The 18,714-nt window shown below is 42.3% G+C and carries 10 protein-coding genes and 1 pseudogene; 5 read left to right on the top strand and 6 right to left on the bottom strand.

The features are described from left to right. Nucleotides 1–32: 32 nt before the first annotated feature. Together AY607_RS06660 and AY607_RS06655 are read right to left on the bottom strand one after the other, a co-directional pair. Nucleotides 33–1,286, bottom strand: a complete 1,254-nt coding sequence (locus tag AY607_RS06660; protein WP_064102139.1) for a YncE family protein — start codon at nucleotides 1,284–1,286, stop codon at nucleotides 33–35. Nucleotides 1,287–1,479: 193 nt separating this feature from the next. After that, nucleotides 1,480–1,806 (bottom strand): annotated as a pseudogene (locus AY607_RS06655) (aminoacyl-tRNA deacylase); the annotation flags it as partial. A 165-nt stretch (nucleotides 1,807–1,971) separates the two neighbouring features. Here AY607_RS06655 and AY607_RS06650 point away from each other — a divergent pair. Together AY607_RS06650 and AY607_RS06645 are read left to right on the top strand one after the other, a co-directional pair. After that, nucleotides 1,972–3,189 carry a tyrosine-type recombinase/integrase gene (locus AY607_RS06650; protein WP_064102138.1) on the top strand — a complete coding sequence of 406 codons (1,218 nt, stop codon included), beginning with the start codon at nucleotides 1,972–1,974 and terminating at the stop codon, nucleotides 3,187–3,189. Between the two features lie 286 nt (nucleotides 3,190–3,475). Then, nucleotides 3,476–5,824 (top strand): AAA family ATPase, encoded by a 2,349-nt coding sequence (locus tag AY607_RS06645; protein ID WP_064102137.1) that lies wholly within the window; start codon nucleotides 3,476–3,478, stop codon nucleotides 5,822–5,824. Nucleotides 5,825–6,122: 298 nt separating this feature from the next. On the opposite strand, the gene AY607_RS06640 is transcribed toward AY607_RS06645, so the two are convergent. The 3 genes from AY607_RS06640 to AY607_RS06630 are packed head-to-tail and all read right to left on the bottom strand — an operon-like array spanning nucleotide 6,123 to nucleotide 7,396. Beyond that, entirely contained in the window at nucleotides 6,123–6,473 is a 351-nt protein-coding gene (locus AY607_RS06640) for a hypothetical protein (protein WP_227509961.1), read from the bottom strand. Between the two features lie 48 nt (nucleotides 6,474–6,521). Then, nucleotides 6,522–7,028, bottom strand: a complete 507-nt coding sequence (locus AY607_RS06635; RefSeq protein WP_064102135.1) for a TIGR02594 family protein — start codon at nucleotides 7,026–7,028, stop codon at nucleotides 6,522–6,524. Further along, the gene (locus AY607_RS06630; RefSeq protein ID WP_064102134.1) at nucleotides 7,025–7,396 is read right to left on the bottom strand and encodes a hypothetical protein; all 372 of its coding nucleotides are present in this window, start codon (nucleotides 7,394–7,396) and stop codon (nucleotides 7,025–7,027) included. Before AY607_RS06630 ends, AY607_RS06635 begins: the two co-directional genes overlap by 4 nt. A 172-nt stretch (nucleotides 7,397–7,568) precedes the next feature. Here AY607_RS06630 and AY607_RS06625 point away from each other — a divergent pair, with 172 nt between their 5' ends. The 3 genes from AY607_RS06625 to AY607_RS06615 are packed head-to-tail and all read left to right on the top strand — an operon-like array spanning nucleotide 7,569 to nucleotide 9,088. Then, entirely contained in the window at nucleotides 7,569–8,045 is a 477-nt protein-coding gene (locus AY607_RS06625) for a hypothetical protein (protein WP_227509960.1), read from the top strand. Between the two features lie 10 nt (nucleotides 8,046–8,055). After that, a complete protein-coding gene (locus AY607_RS06620; RefSeq protein WP_064102132.1) occupies nucleotides 8,056–8,553 on the top strand; it encodes a hypothetical protein in 498 nt (165 codons plus the stop codon). Further along, nucleotides 8,546–9,088, top strand: a complete 543-nt coding sequence (locus AY607_RS06615; RefSeq protein WP_064102131.1) for a hypothetical protein — start codon at nucleotides 8,546–8,548, stop codon at nucleotides 9,086–9,088. Before AY607_RS06620 ends, AY607_RS06615 begins: the two co-directional genes overlap by 8 nt. A gap of 131 nt (nucleotides 9,089–9,219) precedes the next feature. On the opposite strand, the gene AY607_RS15050 is transcribed toward AY607_RS06615, so the two are convergent. Further along, nucleotides 9,220–18,603, bottom strand: coding sequence for a PLxRFG domain-containing protein (locus tag AY607_RS15050; RefSeq protein ID WP_171255285.1), 9,384 nt, complete (start codon nucleotides 18,601–18,603; stop codon nucleotides 9,220–9,222). Nucleotides 18,604–18,714: the final 111 nt, after the last annotated feature.

Below are 18,714 nucleotides of genomic sequence, written 5' to 3'. Positions count from 1 at the left end.
CCTATTCAAAAGCTGTCTTTTCTACTCATCAACTACGGTGTTGACCAGTCTGCAGGCGCATAACCAATCCGGACACGTTGTGGGTGATTTCCTACTGGTACACTAAGCACTTTATTGCCAGTAGCAAAATCAATCACGGTAACCACATCAGTTTCACTTTCGGAAATCACACAGCTACGACCGTCCGGGCTACGCGTTGCCCAATACGGTTTACCCGCAGAAATCAGTTTCCCGGCAGTCAGCGTCTTGCGATCAACAATAGTGGCATAATTGTCCATAGTTCCCGCAACACAAAGCTTTTCACCATCAGCACTGATCGATAGGCCATGATGGCGCGAATCATTCACCCATTTTGTCCGATCTTTCGGAATACTGTCGCTCCCTGGCAACTGTCCAATCCGGCTAATCTTGTTCTGGTTCAGATCGTATTCAATCAAACCATTAAAGAATGAAACCTGGGCATACAGTTTGGTTTCATCCTTACTAAATACCATTGGTCGTACTGAGTTGGACAAATCTTTTCGGCCAAATGCATCCAGTGCGGGTCTGAAGTCAATTTTTCTCAACACCTGATGGGTATTGGCATCTGCGATGGTGATAAAACGCTTTCCTTTGGTAAAATCTTGCCATTGGGCATCCATCGAGGTTTCCACGTTGCCGATAGCAGAGTTCAGAATCTTGTTGCCGCCATCAAAATAAATATTTTCATGCGGTTTATCGCCCGTGCTGAAACGACCTACTTCCTTACCGGTATTGATATCCAGTACATGCACTACATTTCCTGAAGATGCAGATACGGCGACCCGTTGTCCATCTGGTGATACCGCCATATGGTCGGCACGAAAGCCTTCAACAGGTGTGCGCCAGTTAATCTTGCCAGTTTTGATATTGATTGATACGACATCGGCGAAACTTGGGCGTGATGCGACCACTGATTGCCCGTCTGGCGTAGAGTACATATCATCCACCAGTTGATCATTCCCTTCCCCTGCTGTGGCCTGAATGTAAGTATAGGCAATCAGCTTGATTGGATTCAGGTGAATTTCCTTAAGGCGCTCTTTCCGGTCAGGAATCATGTTAATGACACCGATTTTGCCAAAATCACCTGATGGACGAATCACAGTGACCGTGCCATCCCAGTTATTTCCGACAAAGAAAACCTGCTGAGAATTAGCAGGTGCAACTGAAGGTGTAGAAGCGGCCTGTACACTTGGCAACGCAGATAGTATCGCCATCGCAGACAAGGTCAGACAGAACTTTGGCCATTTTTTATTTTGAATTTTCATCCCTTATGCTCCGCATAATAATTTGTATTTTTGTTTTTATTCCTTGTTATAGACACAGTCAGGCTGTGTTTTCACGCCTCTAATATACAAATGTATAAGATGATTTACTGTTATTTCCGACCAAAAAAAATACAGCTCATTTAAATTTATCGTTCTATATTCTCTGAATTTAAAAGAACATCTTGCTGTGATTTTATGTATCCAGCACATCGACAAACTGGGCATTGAGCACTTTGGCAAGATCGGCCGGTTTTAGTCCTATATCCAGTCCTCTTTTACCTCCACTCACATAAATCTTGTTCAACTGTTCGGCACTTGCATCAATTACTGTTTTTAACCGTTTCTTCTGGCCAATAGGGCTAATTCCCCCAACCAGATAACCAGTCAAGCGTTCTGCCTGTTTAGGATCTGCCATCTGGAGTTTTTTACATCCCACGGCCTGGGCTACTTTTTTCAAGTTAAGTTGATGATGTACTGGCAATACCGCAACGAAATACTGCTTATCATCCGTAAACACTATTATATAAAGCAAAGCAAATCTAAACAAATTTTAAATTATTGTATTTATTATAAATTAGATACTTATGAAACTAAAACAAATCTAAGCACCATATGCAAAATCTTATTTTGTGAGTACTATTGTGAGTAGTTTTTAAGTTACTCATATTTTATTTAGGTTACTCACATGCTCACCGATACCAAAATTAAGAGCCTTAAACCACGGGATAAAGCATATCGCATTGCTGACCATAATGGGCTTTGTATTGAAGTTAGACCCACAGGTACAAAGCTGTGGCGCTATCGATACCGGTTTGAAAACAAGGCCTCAATGTTAAGTTTAGGGGAATATCCACGGGTAAGTCTAGCAGAAGCAAGAAAGAATCGTGATGAAGCGAAGGCTCTACTCAGTGAAGGTAAAAACCCCGCTATAGCTCGCAGAGAAGAAAAAGTCGTACAAAGTGTAAAAAACGCAAACACGTTTAAAGCCGTTGCTGAGGAATATATTAACGAGATTTTAAAAAACAGATCGGAAACATATGTTGGAAAAGTAAAATGGTCGCTTGATACGGATATCTATCCAGTAATTGGAGCAAAGAGTGTTGCTGACGTGACTGCTGCAGAAGTACTGTATATCGCAAAATCAACGATCACTCGCGTTCGGACAACAGGCGCTAGAGGGACTGGTGAAGTTACAGCATCAAATAATATTAAAATTATCGGTGCTGTTATGCGATATGCGATCGCCACTCTAAGAGCCGAGAATGATCCAACTTATGCAGTACGTGGTGCTATCAATCGTCCAGATGTTGAACACGCCCATCCACTTTCAAAAGAGCAGCAGGTGCAATTTAGAAAGGGTGTTGAGAGTTACCATGGTACAGCAACAGTTAAAAATGCCTTACTCACTTTAGCTTATACAATGCTACGCTCAATCGAGATCAGACGTATGAAATGGGAGTATGTCGATTTTGAAGAAAAAATTATTACCTTTCCTATTTCAACACGAAGTAACTCTCAGGAAAGAACAATGAAAAAGAACAGGATCCATCTGGTTCCCATGTCTGATCAACTGTTCAATGTACTCAAGTCTCAATATACTGAAACAGGCAACAAAGAGTATGTATTCTCAAGTGCATACAGTAGCGCAGCCACAATCGGAAGTGCTACATTGAATAGTGCTCTAAAGAAAATAGGGCTTAAAAACTCGACATCACACGACTTTCGAGCAACCGCAAGTACTATCTTAAATGAGCTTGATTTCGATGATGATTGGATTGAAAAGCAACTTGCTCATGCCGAACAGAACAAAGTAAGAGCATCATACAATCACGCTAAATACATTAGTCAACGCAGGAAAATGCTACAAGACTGGGCTGACATAGTTGATAAATGGGGGCAATAAAATGCAGGTTAAAATTTGATTTAAGTAGTTTATGAAAGGCTTTAACATATAAACGGCCAATTTTTAAAAATTGGCTTTGTTTTAACTATACAAAAATATTATCATAATTATAAATGTTATGTGATATATGAAAAAAGATTGATTGAATGGCAAACTTCTTAAACTAATTGTTAAAAACAATTATATAAATAAAATATAGTCTTGATTAAATCCTAAAAAGTATAGAAAATACAACATAAATATTTGATTTATAATTAATTTAAAATTAAGCATACTAGGGGGAGTAATGTTAGAAAGAATTCAATTAATTAACAATATCGGGAATTATTTTCAAGTGAATGCAGGTAGTATTCAATTTCAGCCTGTGAATATTATCTATGGGGAAAATAGAAATGGTAAAAGTACTCTTTGTGATATCTTTTATTCATTAGCTCTTAATAACCCTCAATTAATTCTTGATAGAAAGTCAATAATAGCTAATCAAGCACCAAGCGAAATTAATCAGATAATCAAAATGAAATTCTCTGGTCAATCTAGAGCCATACAATTTCAAAATAACAATTGGGACTCAATCCCTCCTGATGATTCACGACTGTATATTTTTGATCATGGATTCATACATAGAAATGTAATGACTGGTGTGAATTATACTCGTGAAAATTCTACAAATATGTCGGGATTTATCTTAGGTGAAAATGCTACTCAATTTGAAGCACTTGAATTACGAAATCAAAAATTAAGAAATGATAGAAGAGACTTAACAGGTATTAAGAGTCAAATTAATGCACATAGTGTTGGCAATGTTGATACTTTTGTATCCATGCCTTTAACAGAAAAAACAGCAGAAGAACTAGATTTAGTATTACAGGCATCTAAAGAAAAACAGACTACCTTAAATACTCAAATTTCCAATATTGATCATGTAATTCGAAGACCAATCCTAAACGATATTAGCACTATACAAGCAATTAAAGATAATTTACTGTCAATTAACAAATGCTTATCCTTGAATATTGAGAATGTACATGAAGTATCAAGAGCTATCGTAGACGGACACAAAAATAAGGTTGCTAACACAAATTTATTTAATGGGTGGGCATCGAATGGCTTGAAACATTTACGAGATGATTGCCCTTTTTGTGGACAGGATTTAAAGGAAAGTGCTCAAGTATTAATTGATAGCTATAAAACGGCTTTTGATACTACATTTCAAAGTTTTCTGAGTGAAATAAGCACTCAAATATCTTCCTTGTTAAAAATCAATCTTGTCGATTCAAATTTTGGATCTGTAAAAGAGCAGCATCAAAGAAACTTAAATCTATTAGAAAATACTTATATTGAAAGCGAAGTCCAAAGTCGAATACATGCCGAAAATTTCATTGAGCAATTAGCGCAAAAATTCGAACGTCTTGAATATGTTTTTTCAGAATTAGAACAAACTAATAGCGAATTTGATGTCGTAATAAGAACCTCGCTAGAACAAAAGTCACAAACTCCTTACAACTCCATTAATACAATAGACTTCACTAATTTGGAGGCCAAATTTAATGAGTATTGCTTATTAGTTGGGGAATACAACTGCATCAAAAGTGATGTAAACCACATTTTAAATCAATTTAAAGAATCTCAAGATGTCACATTATTGAAAGGCCATCTCAATGAAGAAGCCAGAAATGAAGAAGCTTTAATAAAATTTAAAAAAAGGCACGACTTAGATAGTCTATGTACAAGCTATATCAATTTAAAAGCTCAAATTGAAAGCGATCAAGCATCTTATGATACTGATAAGACAGCACTTGAAAATGCCCAAAATGAATTCCTAGATACATATTTTGTAGAAATAAATACCTTATTCCGTAGAATAGGCTCATCCGATTTTGAAATATCTAAAAGTATTAATCGTATTGGTACTCGAACAGTATATGACTTGGAAGTAACTTTTAAAGGTTGTCCTATTGATAGAAATAAGCTGCATTGTTTATTTAGTGAATCAGATCGGAGAGCTTTGGCACTTTGTATTTTTCTTGCCAAAATCCATCAATTACCTCCAGTAGATAGGGAAAAAGCGATTCTGGTGCTAGATGATCCTGTTACCAGTTTTGATAATGAAAGAATTTCTAGCATATTACGAATCCTATATACCCTGAACAACTCAATTAAACAATTAATTATCACTACTCATTACAAGGGAATGGCATCCGCGGTAATGAAAAAATTTAGTGATGCTCAAGCACTGAAAATTGTGCAATCTGAGAATGGGTCAATGCTTGCAAAAGCAACCAAAGAGGAAATGACTGCAACAGCACATGATGAAAGATATATGGAAATCATAGATTTTATTGAACGTAGAACCATGGATAATAAATTCACGAAACTTCGACCTTTCATCGAAGATGAAATGAGACAACGTTATAGATTATCCCTTTCAAAAATTGGCTTAAATGATAGAACTAGTTTCAACGACTGCATTGAAGGTTTAAAAAATCATCACTATATTTCTAGTACAGTTGCCGAATCCCTTCATGAGTTTAGGACTACTCTCAATCTCCCAGCTCATGAATTAGAGCTTTGGACAGTAGATGATTCTAGAACATATGCAGAACAAATGATGGATTTTATATATTGCGAGCTTTAGTTTCTAGATACAAGAAATTTATTTACACTATTTAAGCAGTATACAAGCTTTATCTTATTTCATACTACGTAACTATTTTGCATGAAAGACTGAATAAAAAATAATCCTAATAAGCAATTAATAAATATTAATTATTTATTAATTGCTAGATGTTTTACATATTATCTACTAAATACAAGTGGTTCAGGGTCTTCGAACCGCTAGATTTAAAGCACGTTTTCCTTGAGCACATTCGACATACATTCGCCGGTCTTTCACCCATGCTTTAAGCACATACTTACCATCGCCCAATTCAATCTCAGGGAGGTCTGGACAGTCCTGTGTCAGATTCGCTGGCAGGTTCCATGCGACCGGCTTCATTGAGGGCTGACACGCCATCAACATCAAGACACACGTTACGATAAACAGGGCGTTCCGTGATTTTCTCAACTTTGTGGTTAATGACTTCCGTGCGCACACGATCTTGACCTTTAAGTTCTTCATATTGACCACTCACTTTATCAGCACGGGTTCGTTGCAAACGTTCCGCATCTACATAAGGTTTAATTGCTTTTGCAATATCCACTTCCCGCTGTTCAATGCTGTGATCCAACGCATAAGACTTCCATGCACCAAAGCCCAGGGCAATTAAAAGCAGTACCAACAGCACCACAATCACAGCTTTATAAAATTGGGCTAAAAAGAGATCCAGCATCGTCTATGCCTCCGTCACTTTCGTTGCAGATACGTTTTTGATAATTGGTAATTGATAGCGAATATCGGCGGGACGATTGGTTTTGCCATACCAGTAATACTCAAGATCCTTTGGATCAAAAGTCGCATAACAAACCATATTGTTTTGGTTGCCGCCGTAACCGACTATTTTGCCTGCAGGCGTAATACCTACGACAAAGAATACGTGGCCACCGCCTGAGCGAGTTTTTGTCGCGATACAACCGTAGGCCGGCTTAGATAATTTTCGCTTTTCATCACGATAGGCTAAAGCTCGATACCATGCCGATGGATAAGGTACACCTGCACGCTTTAAACAGATTGCAGTAAATACACCACACCATGGGGTTTCATCCTCTGACCACCAAGCTTTAAGCTCTTTAAGCCAGTTAATGATGGTTGGGTTGTGACGAGTTTTGCTTGTGTCTTCTTTCAGGCCATTGTGTTTATAGGCTTCTAACATCCAGGCCAACTCAGGTGTTTGCTTACTCATTTCTTCCCATTCCCCCAAATTGCCAAAAATGCAGATTTAATTTCATGCATCACTTCACTAATTGGCTTCCCCTGCAGTAACGCAACGGACTGATAAACGATGCCGATCCCAAGCAAGCCAAATACTGCGAAGAACAGCATGATTGCACCTTGGTACATCGTAGATACGTGGAGTAAGTTGAAGTATTCAATGAAAGCCGAACCACCATATAAACTGACAGTTACACTGGCCATAAATTTAACGATGACATTCAGTGAGACTTCTATCTTTCCGTCTTTATCAATGTCACCACTCAGGACCAGCGCCAAGATTGCACCAACAACTGCGGGCACGATCTTGATGATCCAGGGGATGGTGTTCTCTTGCATAACGCTCTCAATACAAATTCTGATCTATTGATGCATCATTGACTTTTTACAGATAGTTACGCGAACCCTACACAGGAAGATTTAGCCTAAAAAACACACAGCAAGACGTAAAAGCAGTGATTAGCCTGTAAGTACAGAACTTACTAGAGCGTATTAAATGAAGAAATTTAAAATGACTTGGATTGAACGTGTTGTGGATCACGAAGGTGATACTTTGCACCATGAAGAAAAAAGCCAGATTATCGAAGCTGAAAATGAAGATGCTGCCTGCGACCAGTGGGAAAAAGAAAACGAGCACAATGAATATCAAAATGGTCTAGATGATGTGGTTGAAATCATCGAAACACCGCTTTTTGATAAGAAAATCTTTCTAGATATGCCAGATGGCCTGACCTACGCCGTACCAGTTGAAGTCATTGCGCGTGATCGTGCTGAACACTACAAGAATGAATTCAATGACGATCTGGGTGAAAGCCTGCGTGAAGATACCATCCCGTTATTTTTAGATAATGATTATGAAATTAAGGACTGGGCACGCAACAACATGAACTGGTCTGATGTTGTAGATAAGGCCATCACATTAAAGAAAAAAATTGATTCAGATGAATATCAAGAAGTCTGGGTTAATGGCGAAATGAAGATTAAATAAGGATAAAAAAATGGAAAAGTTCCCGAAAAAATTATTAGGCGATATGTTTGACAGCAATGTTCACTTTGAAACTATCTTGCATATCCCAACTTTACTTTGCTCCCAGTCAGAAACTGAAAAATTTAAAGATTTTCTTGGGGATGCATACAATGAAAAACAAAGTGCTGATCTCTTAGCTCAATGCCCTGGTCTTGAAAGCACGTTAAAAGAAATTCGTGAAAATGATGAGATTGAAAGCTATGCAGGTGAAGTCGCTCGGGACCTATATGATCAGTGTGGTGACTTTGAATTTTTGATTAATCTAGAAATTGCATTCCCTTCCCGGTTTAAGTTTAACGAAGAAGGTAAATATGTTTCCAATAGCGTAGGAGGTCAATACATTCTTCAGTGGATCCTAGCTAAAGACATGGTGAATGCTGCTGAGATCGCAATTGAACGTGCTGAAGCTCTTTGGGAACGAGAGTGTGAAAAGGCTAAACTTGAACAGGGGCTGAATAGTAATGGCTAGACGTTTCGGGCGTAATCAAAAACGTGCTATGCGTAATCAGATTATCAATGCAGAAAAACGTGTACACGAACTTGATGTAAATCAGCAGCAACTTGAAGCATTGATTCAACTCAAAAAGGAGAAAATTAAAGAGCTAAGCTACATCGCTAATTTAACAGCTGAAATCTTAGGTGAATATTTTGCGGGTCTTCCCGTTCAAACGATGGAGGTCAAAGAAATACAATGCCAATATAAGGTGCCTGTTCGTACTTATTGTGACTATGCTGATCCCACTTCGGTTCAACCGCAATTTTTAAATGCTGCTCTCACCTATATCGAAACATATCAGTCTAGTGCACAGTGGGATCAATTAAGAGGTATGATGCATTTACGCTATCGCTCTGAAAATGGTGCAGTGGGATATGGACTCTCTGATATGGCTTGGTGTGGATTGTCTGAAGTTCAAATTGTGGAATTGATCCAAAGAGAAATAGCGCCATCTATGGCTATACTACTGACGAAGAATCGAAAGAAAATCATTCGAGAAAGACTCTAATAGTCGGCAACCAATGGAGTAAGAAATGAACAGCGCACTGGTCGACCTGCCTGTTCCACCATATTGGCAACTAAAATAAAATTCACTCATGAATCTATAAAAAAGCCCCTCGATTAAAAGGGGCTTTTTTTTTACTCATCAAACGCAAAACGCCCTATATCCGCATCGTCACGTTTCTTGTTCGGCAGATAAATACCATGCTCAGCCTGTTTCACGCGTTTCTCACGCTGACGTAAACTTTGCATCGCCTGGACTCTACTGATCCGACGTGAAGGATTCTTCTGATTGAATACCTGAATCTCTGCCCAGACTTCCTTTTGGCCATCCGCATCATCACGCTGAATCGCACGGACATAGTCTGTCATAAGTTCAGTACGGCGCTTATCCAGACGCTTGGTATGTGAATAAATTGCACTGCGCCCTTCAGTAGCCAAACGCACTTCACTTGGACTAAAACCAACTGCTTGCGCTGCAAGGCTGAACATACCCACATCATCTTTAATCATGACACCGGTTTTATCCTGGGCACCTTCAGTTGCATAACGGATCGAGCGCAATGGAGAGCGCAAGAATACCGGTGACATGGTTTCCACCCCTCGCATGCCGTGCCCTTGCCCTATTTCAGCCAGACCTTTAAAGGTATTGGTTAAAATCCCTACCACTGGGCCTAATCCACTCATCACCATAGCATCACTAAAGTCTTTACCTTCTAACCCGTCCTGCACATCTGGTAATAACAAATTATTAATACCGACACGGCCAGACAAGTCGGCAGGGCCAAATCGTGAAGCCCCTTTCATGAGAACCTCTGAAGTCTTGGTACCCAGTGCATCAGCAAGAGCATTACGCAAAGCAGCTTCTGCATCCCATGGTTCATCGTCATCACTTCCGAGCATTGAAGCCATGGCCAGAATCGGCCCCACCAAAGGCAAACCCATTACCCCGGCAAATACAGTGTGCATACCGATAATACCGGCTAATGCACGCTGTGCCTCACGACGTGCTTCAGGAGTTTCACCTTTAAGCGACTGGTGAGCAGTACGTGCCAAGGTATAAATCATGTTCTGGCCAAACTGTTTAAACAGCAAAATCACCTTGGCAATATTACCCTGCATGATCCGTGGACGGTTACCTGCAGAATAATCGAAGTGGCCCTTATAGGTAGAATCCATTGCCTGCTCAAAAGCCTGATCGTGCATTGAGCCACTATCACGTGCTAACCGGTACGCTGCAATAAATGTCACTTCACGGTTAAAGCGTTCGGCATTATGGAATAGAGTACTTGCTACCCGCATAATCGGACGCAGTTTCCACATCACCCCACTGTCTTCACCTTGGGCAATACCCGCCAAGTCGTGTGCCATGGTCACATCAATCACACCACGGCGCACAGCTTCTTCATAAGCCTTGAGTTCATCGCCTTTCAGAATTTTGGCAATATCATTTTCCCAATTCTTTGGATTGATCCCTTTGATCGATACACCTTTGCGGAAATCATCGGATGCTTTGGCCAATGCAGCACCCGCCTTGTCATACCCCCACTTGGCACCCATTTGAGGATAGGCCACCAAGACTGTTTGCAAGGTGTTTACTGCTGCCGATGCCGGTGATAGACCCAAGTAATACAGGAAGCCTAAACTGGTTAAAGCTGTAGACAATGGATGTGAGTTCGCCTCCATCATATTTTTATGACGCTTATTCATCTCATCGATGACCTGTTGCGCCACCGGTTGATCATAGTCATCATCAATTTTGGCCTGTTCTGTGGCATGCTTCTGCATCCCATCCAGCATTTCTTCCAGCTGGTCTTTATAGCGTAACTTGGCCAGGTAACTGCCACCATGGAACATATTCTGGGCAAAGGCACGACGAGCATCCTGACTAAAACCTGCAGTACCTTTACGGTGTACACTGTATTTGGCATAGCTTAGGTCTGGCAATGATTTTAAATACAACTGCCCTAAAATATCCTCTAACTCTGCCTGACGCTGTGCATTCAAACCAAAACTGCCTAATTCATTGAACAGGTTGGTCATAAAACCACGTCCTACACCATCACGTGCAGCATCATATTCCTTATCCAGCATTGGCTTATGTACTTTGGCATTCGGATAGTCACCTTGCAGGATCTCACGCAGTTTATGTGCTTCCGATAAGGTTTCAGCACGGCTGACACTGATCACCTGATCTTTTGCATCACGAACCAGTACTACATATTTACCAAAGCGCTGTAATGGGAAGTACACGCCCTGCGTATAACCAAAGAAATTGGCATCCATCTGCTGCAGTAATTCGGTCTTTTTTTGGTTGCTCATGCTTGAACGCAGAATACGATCCTGAATCGCCTGACGCACATCACGGTGATGTTTTTTATAGGCATCACGTGCTTCTCGGTAAACCTTTTTCGCATCATCAGACAGCGCATCAAACTGTTTTTTTAGCTTGGTATATTCTGCAACATTGTCACCTGGCTGATATGGCTTGGCCGGATCGATCTTGGCCAAGGTCGCATCATGCATCACATTGGCCAACTCTTTTTCATCTTTTAAGTCAGCCCAACGACGTGCCAATTCATCCGACAGTGCTGCCACTTCATTCTGATCAGCATCCATCATCGCCACCATATCGCTATACGGTTTCAACTGTGGTAATAGTTTTTGATACAACTCTGTTAACTGACGACGGCCCAGTGCGCCAAGAACATACTGCAAAGCATGTGTAGCCTTATAACCTGCTTCGGTTTTAAGTTTTTCCCGCCCTTGCTTATTCATATTACCGACCAGATTCTGAATAATCTGCTGAGCATTGGCCTGCCGGCTAAATCGAATATCAGTATCTTGGCTGCTAAAGAGTCCGGTATTTCCAACGGCTGATTTGACCTGTTCGGGGTTGAAGGCGACCAGGTAATCCATATCGTTGAACTGGTGTCGAATACCATTGAAACCGTCTTGCATAGCACCAACAACCTGCTCACGTGTGGTCTTTGAATTGCTATTAAACATCTCTGGAATATTGGCGAACAGGGGCATCACTGTCCCTTCATTATCTTGAGAGCGACTGCCAGCATAGTTTTGTGCTTCTTCATAACGATCGGTGAGATACACACCACGCCCAAGCAAGCCTCCTCCAAGTTTAAAGCGGGTAAATTGGGAAGATGTACCGTGGTAAACCACCTGAGGTTCACCATTCTCATCGACCACTTTAGATGCCGTTTCTGGGCTATTTTCCCAGTCACCAAACCATTGTTTAAATTCTGGTGTCCGTACCTGCAACCACTGCTGTTCGGTCAGATTGGTAGGTTTACCATTCGGTGCTTTCATCCACTGATCTGTACCCTGCAGTTGAGCACGCACATTTTCTACTGAGGTAGGTTCGGCAATCTGCTGCTGGATCATGCGATTGGCCAAGGCCACCATATCGTTTTCATTCAGGTTTAAATTGATACCCAAGCGATCAAAGGCCCATGCTTTCACAACACTCACGACCTTATCAATAAAACGCTTGATTGCACTTTTTTGCAGGGCATTCATTTCCTGCTGAGTAGAAGCCAGGGTTAAAAGATAAGGCAGGTATTCCAGCTGCTGTGTTTTGGTATCAGTTTCACGTTCTGCAAGACGTTTGGCTTCTAGTGCAAGCGGATGTTTACGCTGAACCATATCGTTGAATATACCCATAAGCTCGGCATATTTTTCTTCACTCATAATGTTTTGAAATCCACCATGACCACCCAACTCATGCAGGAAGGTTGGGATAATGCTGGTTTCGTTCAGGTTGTTTGCAACCAAGGTTACACGGCCATTCTGATAAAAGCCTTCCACACCTGGTTCATCCACAGTACTGACAATATCGAGTAGCCCACGACGCTCCAGGCTAGAAATAGTCTTTTCACCAAAACGCTTCACCAGGGCTTCACGGACTTGTTCTGATGTCTGATCAGACTGCACATTATCTTGAGCACTACTATAAAGCCGCTGACCTGTTTCAGTCTTCTCAGTTTGCAGTCCACCGATCAGATCATCAAAGGCTTGGTTGATTGCTACACGTTCTTCACCTGATGGGAAAGGCCGCTTTACGCCATAAGGTGTGAGGATACCCACATTTTCAGGACCATAATTCAGGAAAGGACTACGGGCATTTTTGGCAGCAATCTTGTCTTCTACATACCCTTGGAATGCACGTGCAGACATCTCATGTGGAGTCGTCCAGTAGTCACTACCTCGACCTTGATCCAGTTCTTTGGCATTCATGGCAAATTCAGTCGGTACTGACTTGTACTTGGTTGTGCTTTGCTGTGCATCAGCAAGTAATTTAAGGCGGCCCATATAACGGCTCATGCTGCCACGAAGATAGTCCAGCACTCCCTTAAAGTCTGCATTAAATCCTGATCGACCACGGACGGCTTTAAAAATCTCATTGATCTTGTCCAGTGCATCATTGGTATGACGGTACCCACCAAAGGTACTGCGACTTTTCGGATTCTTACGCGCCTCTGTCTCAAGTAACTGACCTGTGATAATGAGCTCTGCTGCAGTGTCGAACTCTGCCAGCTGGTCTGCAGAGGCAGGTTTATTAAATCGTTTGTAGTACTGCGGATCGAGCTGCTTGGTCAGGTTCTCACGGATAGAATTTAGCTTATCCTGAACTTCATCACGTGAACGTGCCACAAACTCGTCTGCTGCCTGGGTGTCTTCAATATAAGCCTGTGACTTTCTGAACATCGTCACCATAAGTTTTTCAAAGGCATTGCGTACATCTTCACGTACACCAGACTTCACTACCTTAAAACCATGACTTGCAAAACGATCTGCCGGGTTCGCTTTTACATTCAGGCTACGTGAGCCATCTTCATGCTGGATCCATGCAGAACTTGCAGATCCATCCTGACGTGACAAGTAATGATCGAATGCATGCCACCATTCATGCGCCAGAGATCCGGCACCGTTCATCTTGGTTAAATTAATGACGACACGATTAGATTCATAGTGTGCCTTGGCACTACTTAAACCTTGGCCACGTGCACCGAATGCCAGTGCAAGTTCTCCATTTAGACTCAAAGCTTCTGGTGGGATATTCAAAACTTCAGCTAGATCCATCAGACCATCAAATGCATCATTTAATAATTCCTGACGTTCGACCTGATTATTCCAGTTGCCAAATTCCACCCCACGGAATCCAAAGACTCGACTGAAATCAGAATCTTTGGCATCTCCTTCACGGCGGGCCACACCGGTACGTTGAGTATTCTCAGGACGTGGCAGATCCAGTTCACCAAATGTGGTATTGGTCTCTAAAATTTCCTGCGCATGACGTACCAGATATTCATTTGCAGCATCACGGGTATCAAACAACTGCTGAACAACCTGTACATGCTTACGGTCTGACACTGTTCGGACAATGATGTAGCCTTTTTTTCCATCTTTCGTATCGGTAGTGACACGATGCTTCATAGCGACCGCTGCCACAGGTAAAAACTTCTCAGCTTCTTCCTGACTTCCAAACATCTGATTGGTAAGACGACGGTTATTGCCCATCCAGTCCTTATTTTTGGTATCTGAAATCGTCCATTTACCGACTTCAGCTGGGTTAGAGGATGCTGCAATTTCCAAAATCTCAAAACGCTTAGCCCAAGTCGGGCGGTCATCTTTGGGTTTTTCTGCTAGAGGTTTTTTACCAGTTTTTACTGCAGTATCTTTACGTGCACCACCAATTTTTTCACCAAAGTCCTGAATGACTTCTTTTGGTTTTCCGGTGATGGATTTCGAACTTTTAGATTTTACTTCTGCTTCGTTTCTTGCATCCGTTTTTGCATCCGGGCTTTCAGTAGTGGCTCGTTGTCCTGTTCCGCCAGACGTGCCAGTGTTTGCGTCATCAGATTGCGGGCTTGCGAAGATGTCTTGTTGCTTGTCAGTTTCTTGCTGGTCGAGTCGGTCAAGGGTTTCACCTCTTAATTGAGTATTGTTTTTAGGTTTATCACCAAACAGGTTTTCACCTAAAAACTGCTGCATGGCTTGCTGTGCATAATGATTTAAAGCATCTGCCACACGTTCACGGCCACGTGCCCGGGTATATTTATCACCACGATAGAATACGCTTAAGAAATCTAACGTTACCGGATCTACCGCACCACTAAATATATCATCCTGCGCTACGAGATCGGCAAGTTTTGTGCTGGTGACACGTGCTTTTTGGACAAGGTGTACGGCTTCCACTAGATTCTGAGTAATATCCAAGTCTTTAGGAATCTGGCCATTGATAGCCATATCACGCATCTTTGCCCAGAACCCAGCAACATCAGTCAGTGCATTACCAATAGCCTTAATATCAGATTCAGTACTTTCAAATACCTGATCGACAATGAAGGTATCATTGTAGGCTGCTCCCACTAATGCCGCATTGATACGGCGCTGACCATCCTGAGTCAGTCCGGTACCCGCACTCAACATTTTTCCACGTTCACTGGTAGGTACCAGCTCAGTCACAAATCGGTTCACAAAATCACGATTAGCCGCACTATTGATATCACCACCACGGTATTGATCAAGCAGATCCACCACTGCTTTTGCATCTACCATAGCCTGTTCGGTCGGACTCATGGTTAGAGTGCTGCTTTCATTAGATTCACGGGTATAGTCACGCAATTCCTGGTCGGTCATGGCTGACGTACGTTCACGCACCAGCACCGGATTTTTCATGCCAGATACATCGTAACCCTGCTCACCCAACCATTGCTTATAGGCTTCGCCTTTGCCTGTTTCATAGGCTTTACGGATTGCCATGGTGCGTCCATTGCCTGATTCCACAACACCTTCTGCAGATACAATAGGTGCACCGCTAGCAGTACTCGGATTTTCACCGAGCAATTTTGGATTAAGTTTGCTGGCAATCTCATGCACTTGAGCAATTGAAGTCGGTCGGCTGCGGTCACGTGGTTGTAAGTGCTTCGGGAAATTCGGATTGACTGCACCATTTGCATCATTCGAGGTAATTAAGCTATCTGCTTCTACCACCTTGTGACGTACTTCAATTTCACGGTTGGTACCAGGTGTATAAACCTTTTCGGTTTTACCTTGTGGCTGAGTGGTACCTTCATTTGTGAGGGTACCACCTGCAGGTTTCTTGGTATCCCCATCTTTTAACCATGACTTAAACTCATCCTTATTCATGGCACGAACTGGCCCAACTTTCCATCCATCATCAAAGTTAGATGAATAGGCCTGAACTGCTTCTTCTTGTGAATTAAAGCCCATCATTACCTTGTGTTCATCAAAGCCACCAGTTTTCTGATCAATCTGATCCACAATAAAAACCTGATCTGATTCAGGATTACGTCCTACATAGGTATCAATGTGTTCATTGTCTGCGCCAGTTGTTTTTTTAATGTAGCCGTAATGGTCACTCATTTCATGCGCCCATTGCTTTCCACCAGGATCGGTACCACGGCGTTCAGAACCACGCGGATTTTCTACAGCAATATCTAAACCATGAACCTTGATATGGCCTTTCTTATAATTACCCGCTTCAATCTGTGCTTGGGTAGGTTCTGGTAAATCATTCTGAATGCTGGTCGCGGCTGCATGTGCACCCTGATCAATCGGGTTGTCTTGCTGCAATTTAGCAATCTGCTTGCGGATCTGTGCCTTTTTAGGTACTGATTTTTCAGTGACAAGCTGTGCTTCCAGTTCGGTTACTTTGGATTGAGTATCAAGTAGTTTGGATTTTGCTTCGCTAGTTTGGATTTCATTTAGACTTTGGTTAGGTAGGACGATCTGACCTGCATCAGATTTCGCAGGGTGTAATTCCTTCTGCGCTGTTCCTGTTGTTGCTCCCATTGCAGACGCTGTAGTGGTGTCATACTGTTCAGAAACTGATTGGCTTCCATTGTTAAGCGGTGCATTTCCTTGCTGTGCTTTTCCATTCTGAGTACTTTCATCAATGGTGAGTAGTGCATTTTTTTCTCCTTGCTGACGCTGTTTCAGCTGTTCAATCGCCGTAGTAACGTCTGGGCCATAGGTATTTTGTTTGCCATGGATCTGTTCGGGTGTGAGTTCACGTGCTGCATCTGCTGCCTGTTGTAATGGTGCATTACTGTCTTCAGTCTTCCCGGCAACTTTAGACGCTGTTTCAGCTGCCGCCTGTGCCTGCATCTCGATCTGTATCTGCTGAGATATACCACTGTCTACAGCTGTTGCAGCTGCTGCAGAAAGTGGCCCGAGATTTGGATCAAGGCCCATTTGCTCCGATGGTTTTAGTGCATACTGACGTGACAGACCGCCAAATTCAATTTGAGCTTCGGCATCGGTCGGCATCTGGTCATATTCAAAGTTCTGACGCGCTTGGCCTAGATCTACTGTATCTTGCTGACCGGCAGGAATATACTCACCTTGCAGGCTATCAAAACCTAAACCTGTGCCACCATTCCCACCCGTTGGTGCTGGCAGCATTGGAGTACTGCTCGTTGTATCTGTCTCGTCACCTGATTCTGGATTTTCAGCATTTGACTGACCTGCCCACTTCGATGTTTGAGTTGCTCCTACTACGGTACCACCCATAGCCATACCTGCTAGGGTGCCCATAACAATGGCATCATCTACACCTTCAAACAGGTCTTTATCCAGAGCATAGTTTTGAAGTACCTGCTCAGTCACTGACTGTGGCATTTCCTCAAGCAAACCCTCACTGATTGCACCGAGTACGATGTTTTTAGGAATGCTAGAGAATGGGATCTGTGAAATTTCACCAGCTACCTGTTCAGGCTTAATACCCCGAGCCATCAAAGTATCCACATCTTCAAAACCTAGTTTTTTGGCAATCGTACCACCAAGAAAGCCAAGTAAACTACCTGCCACACCAGTACCCGCTGCCGCAGCAACTTGCTTCCCAGTCAGTAGGCCATCATCAGTTTCCTGACGGATCTGTTCAGCCTGAGTACCAGCCATGACCAGACCTTCACCGGCAGCACCTGCAGCAACCGGATTAATCAGACCTTTGGATGCTACATTTAGTCCACGGCCTGCCAGACCACCGAGTGCCATAGACGGCACAGACTCAACGACTGTGTTGGTGATCATGGATGGATTGGATAACGCCACCTTGGTTTTATCAATGATTCCTTCTGCATCAGCAAATTCTTGCGACTGAACCTTGGCATGATCTGTTTTTTGATCCTGCCAGTACTTCCGTCCATCACCTAACTTGAAATTGTCTGAAAGATTATCTATAGCCTTACCTGCACGGCCACCGGAGTACAGATCTGCAATACCAACTGCGACATCCGGCACCGATGCAAGACCGCCCATCAGGGATGCACCTAAATCGCGGACATGCCCACCAAAACCTTTATCTACTGCTTTGGCCGTACTTGGGTCAAACTTGGTATTTTTATTGTTTGAAGCCGGAGTTGTATTTGCCACAGGCTTGGCAGTACTTGGATCAAATTTAGATCCATTGGGCTGACTAACTTTTGTAGTATTCTGTTCGTCTAAGAAGGGATTATTGATGACTTTGGAATCAGGCATGACACGCTCCTATGGTATGCCCAAATCATGCTGCTTCCACTTGGTACTGGTCGAACCCTACAAAACTATTGCATTCATAGTCATTTCAGTACTTAATAATCTACAAAAAAC

Origin of the sequence: Acinetobacter sp. SFA (assembly GCF_001647535.1) — a bacterium.
Classification (GTDB): Bacteria; Pseudomonadota; Gammaproteobacteria; order Pseudomonadales; family Moraxellaceae; genus Acinetobacter; species Acinetobacter pecorum.
The sequence above is the reverse complement of the archived record's forward strand: the minus strand, read 5'-3'. Positions and strand labels throughout refer to the sequence as shown.

Excerpts from the sequence above, each read along its gene's own strand:
- AY607_RS06660 (WP_064102139.1), bottom strand. The coding sequence starts at position 1,286 with ATGAAAATTCAAAATAAAAAATGGCCAAAGTTCTGTCTGACCTTGTCT.
- AY607_RS06650 (WP_064102138.1), top strand. The coding sequence starts at position 1,972 with ATGCTCACCGATACCAAAATTAAGAGCCTTAAACCACGGGATAAAGCA.
- AY607_RS06645 (WP_064102137.1), top strand. The coding sequence starts at position 3,476 with ATGTTAGAAAGAATTCAATTAATTAACAATATCGGGAATTATTTTCAA.
- AY607_RS06635 (WP_064102135.1), bottom strand. The coding sequence starts at position 7,028 with ATGAGTAAGCAAACACCTGAGTTGGCCTGGATGTTAGAAGCCTATAAA.
- AY607_RS06630 (WP_064102134.1), bottom strand. The coding sequence starts at position 7,396 with ATGCAAGAGAACACCATCCCCTGGATCATCAAGATCGTGCCCGCAGTT.
- AY607_RS06625 (WP_227509960.1), top strand. The coding sequence starts at position 7,569 with ATGACTTGGATTGAACGTGTTGTGGATCACGAAGGTGATACTTTGCAC.
- AY607_RS06620 (WP_064102132.1), top strand. The coding sequence starts at position 8,056 with ATGGAAAAGTTCCCGAAAAAATTATTAGGCGATATGTTTGACAGCAAT.
- AY607_RS06615 (WP_064102131.1), top strand. The coding sequence starts at position 8,546 with ATGGCTAGACGTTTCGGGCGTAATCAAAAACGTGCTATGCGTAATCAG.
- AY607_RS15050 (WP_171255285.1), bottom strand. The coding sequence starts at position 18,603 with ATGCCTGATTCCAAAGTCATCAATAATCCCTTCTTAGACGAACAGAAT.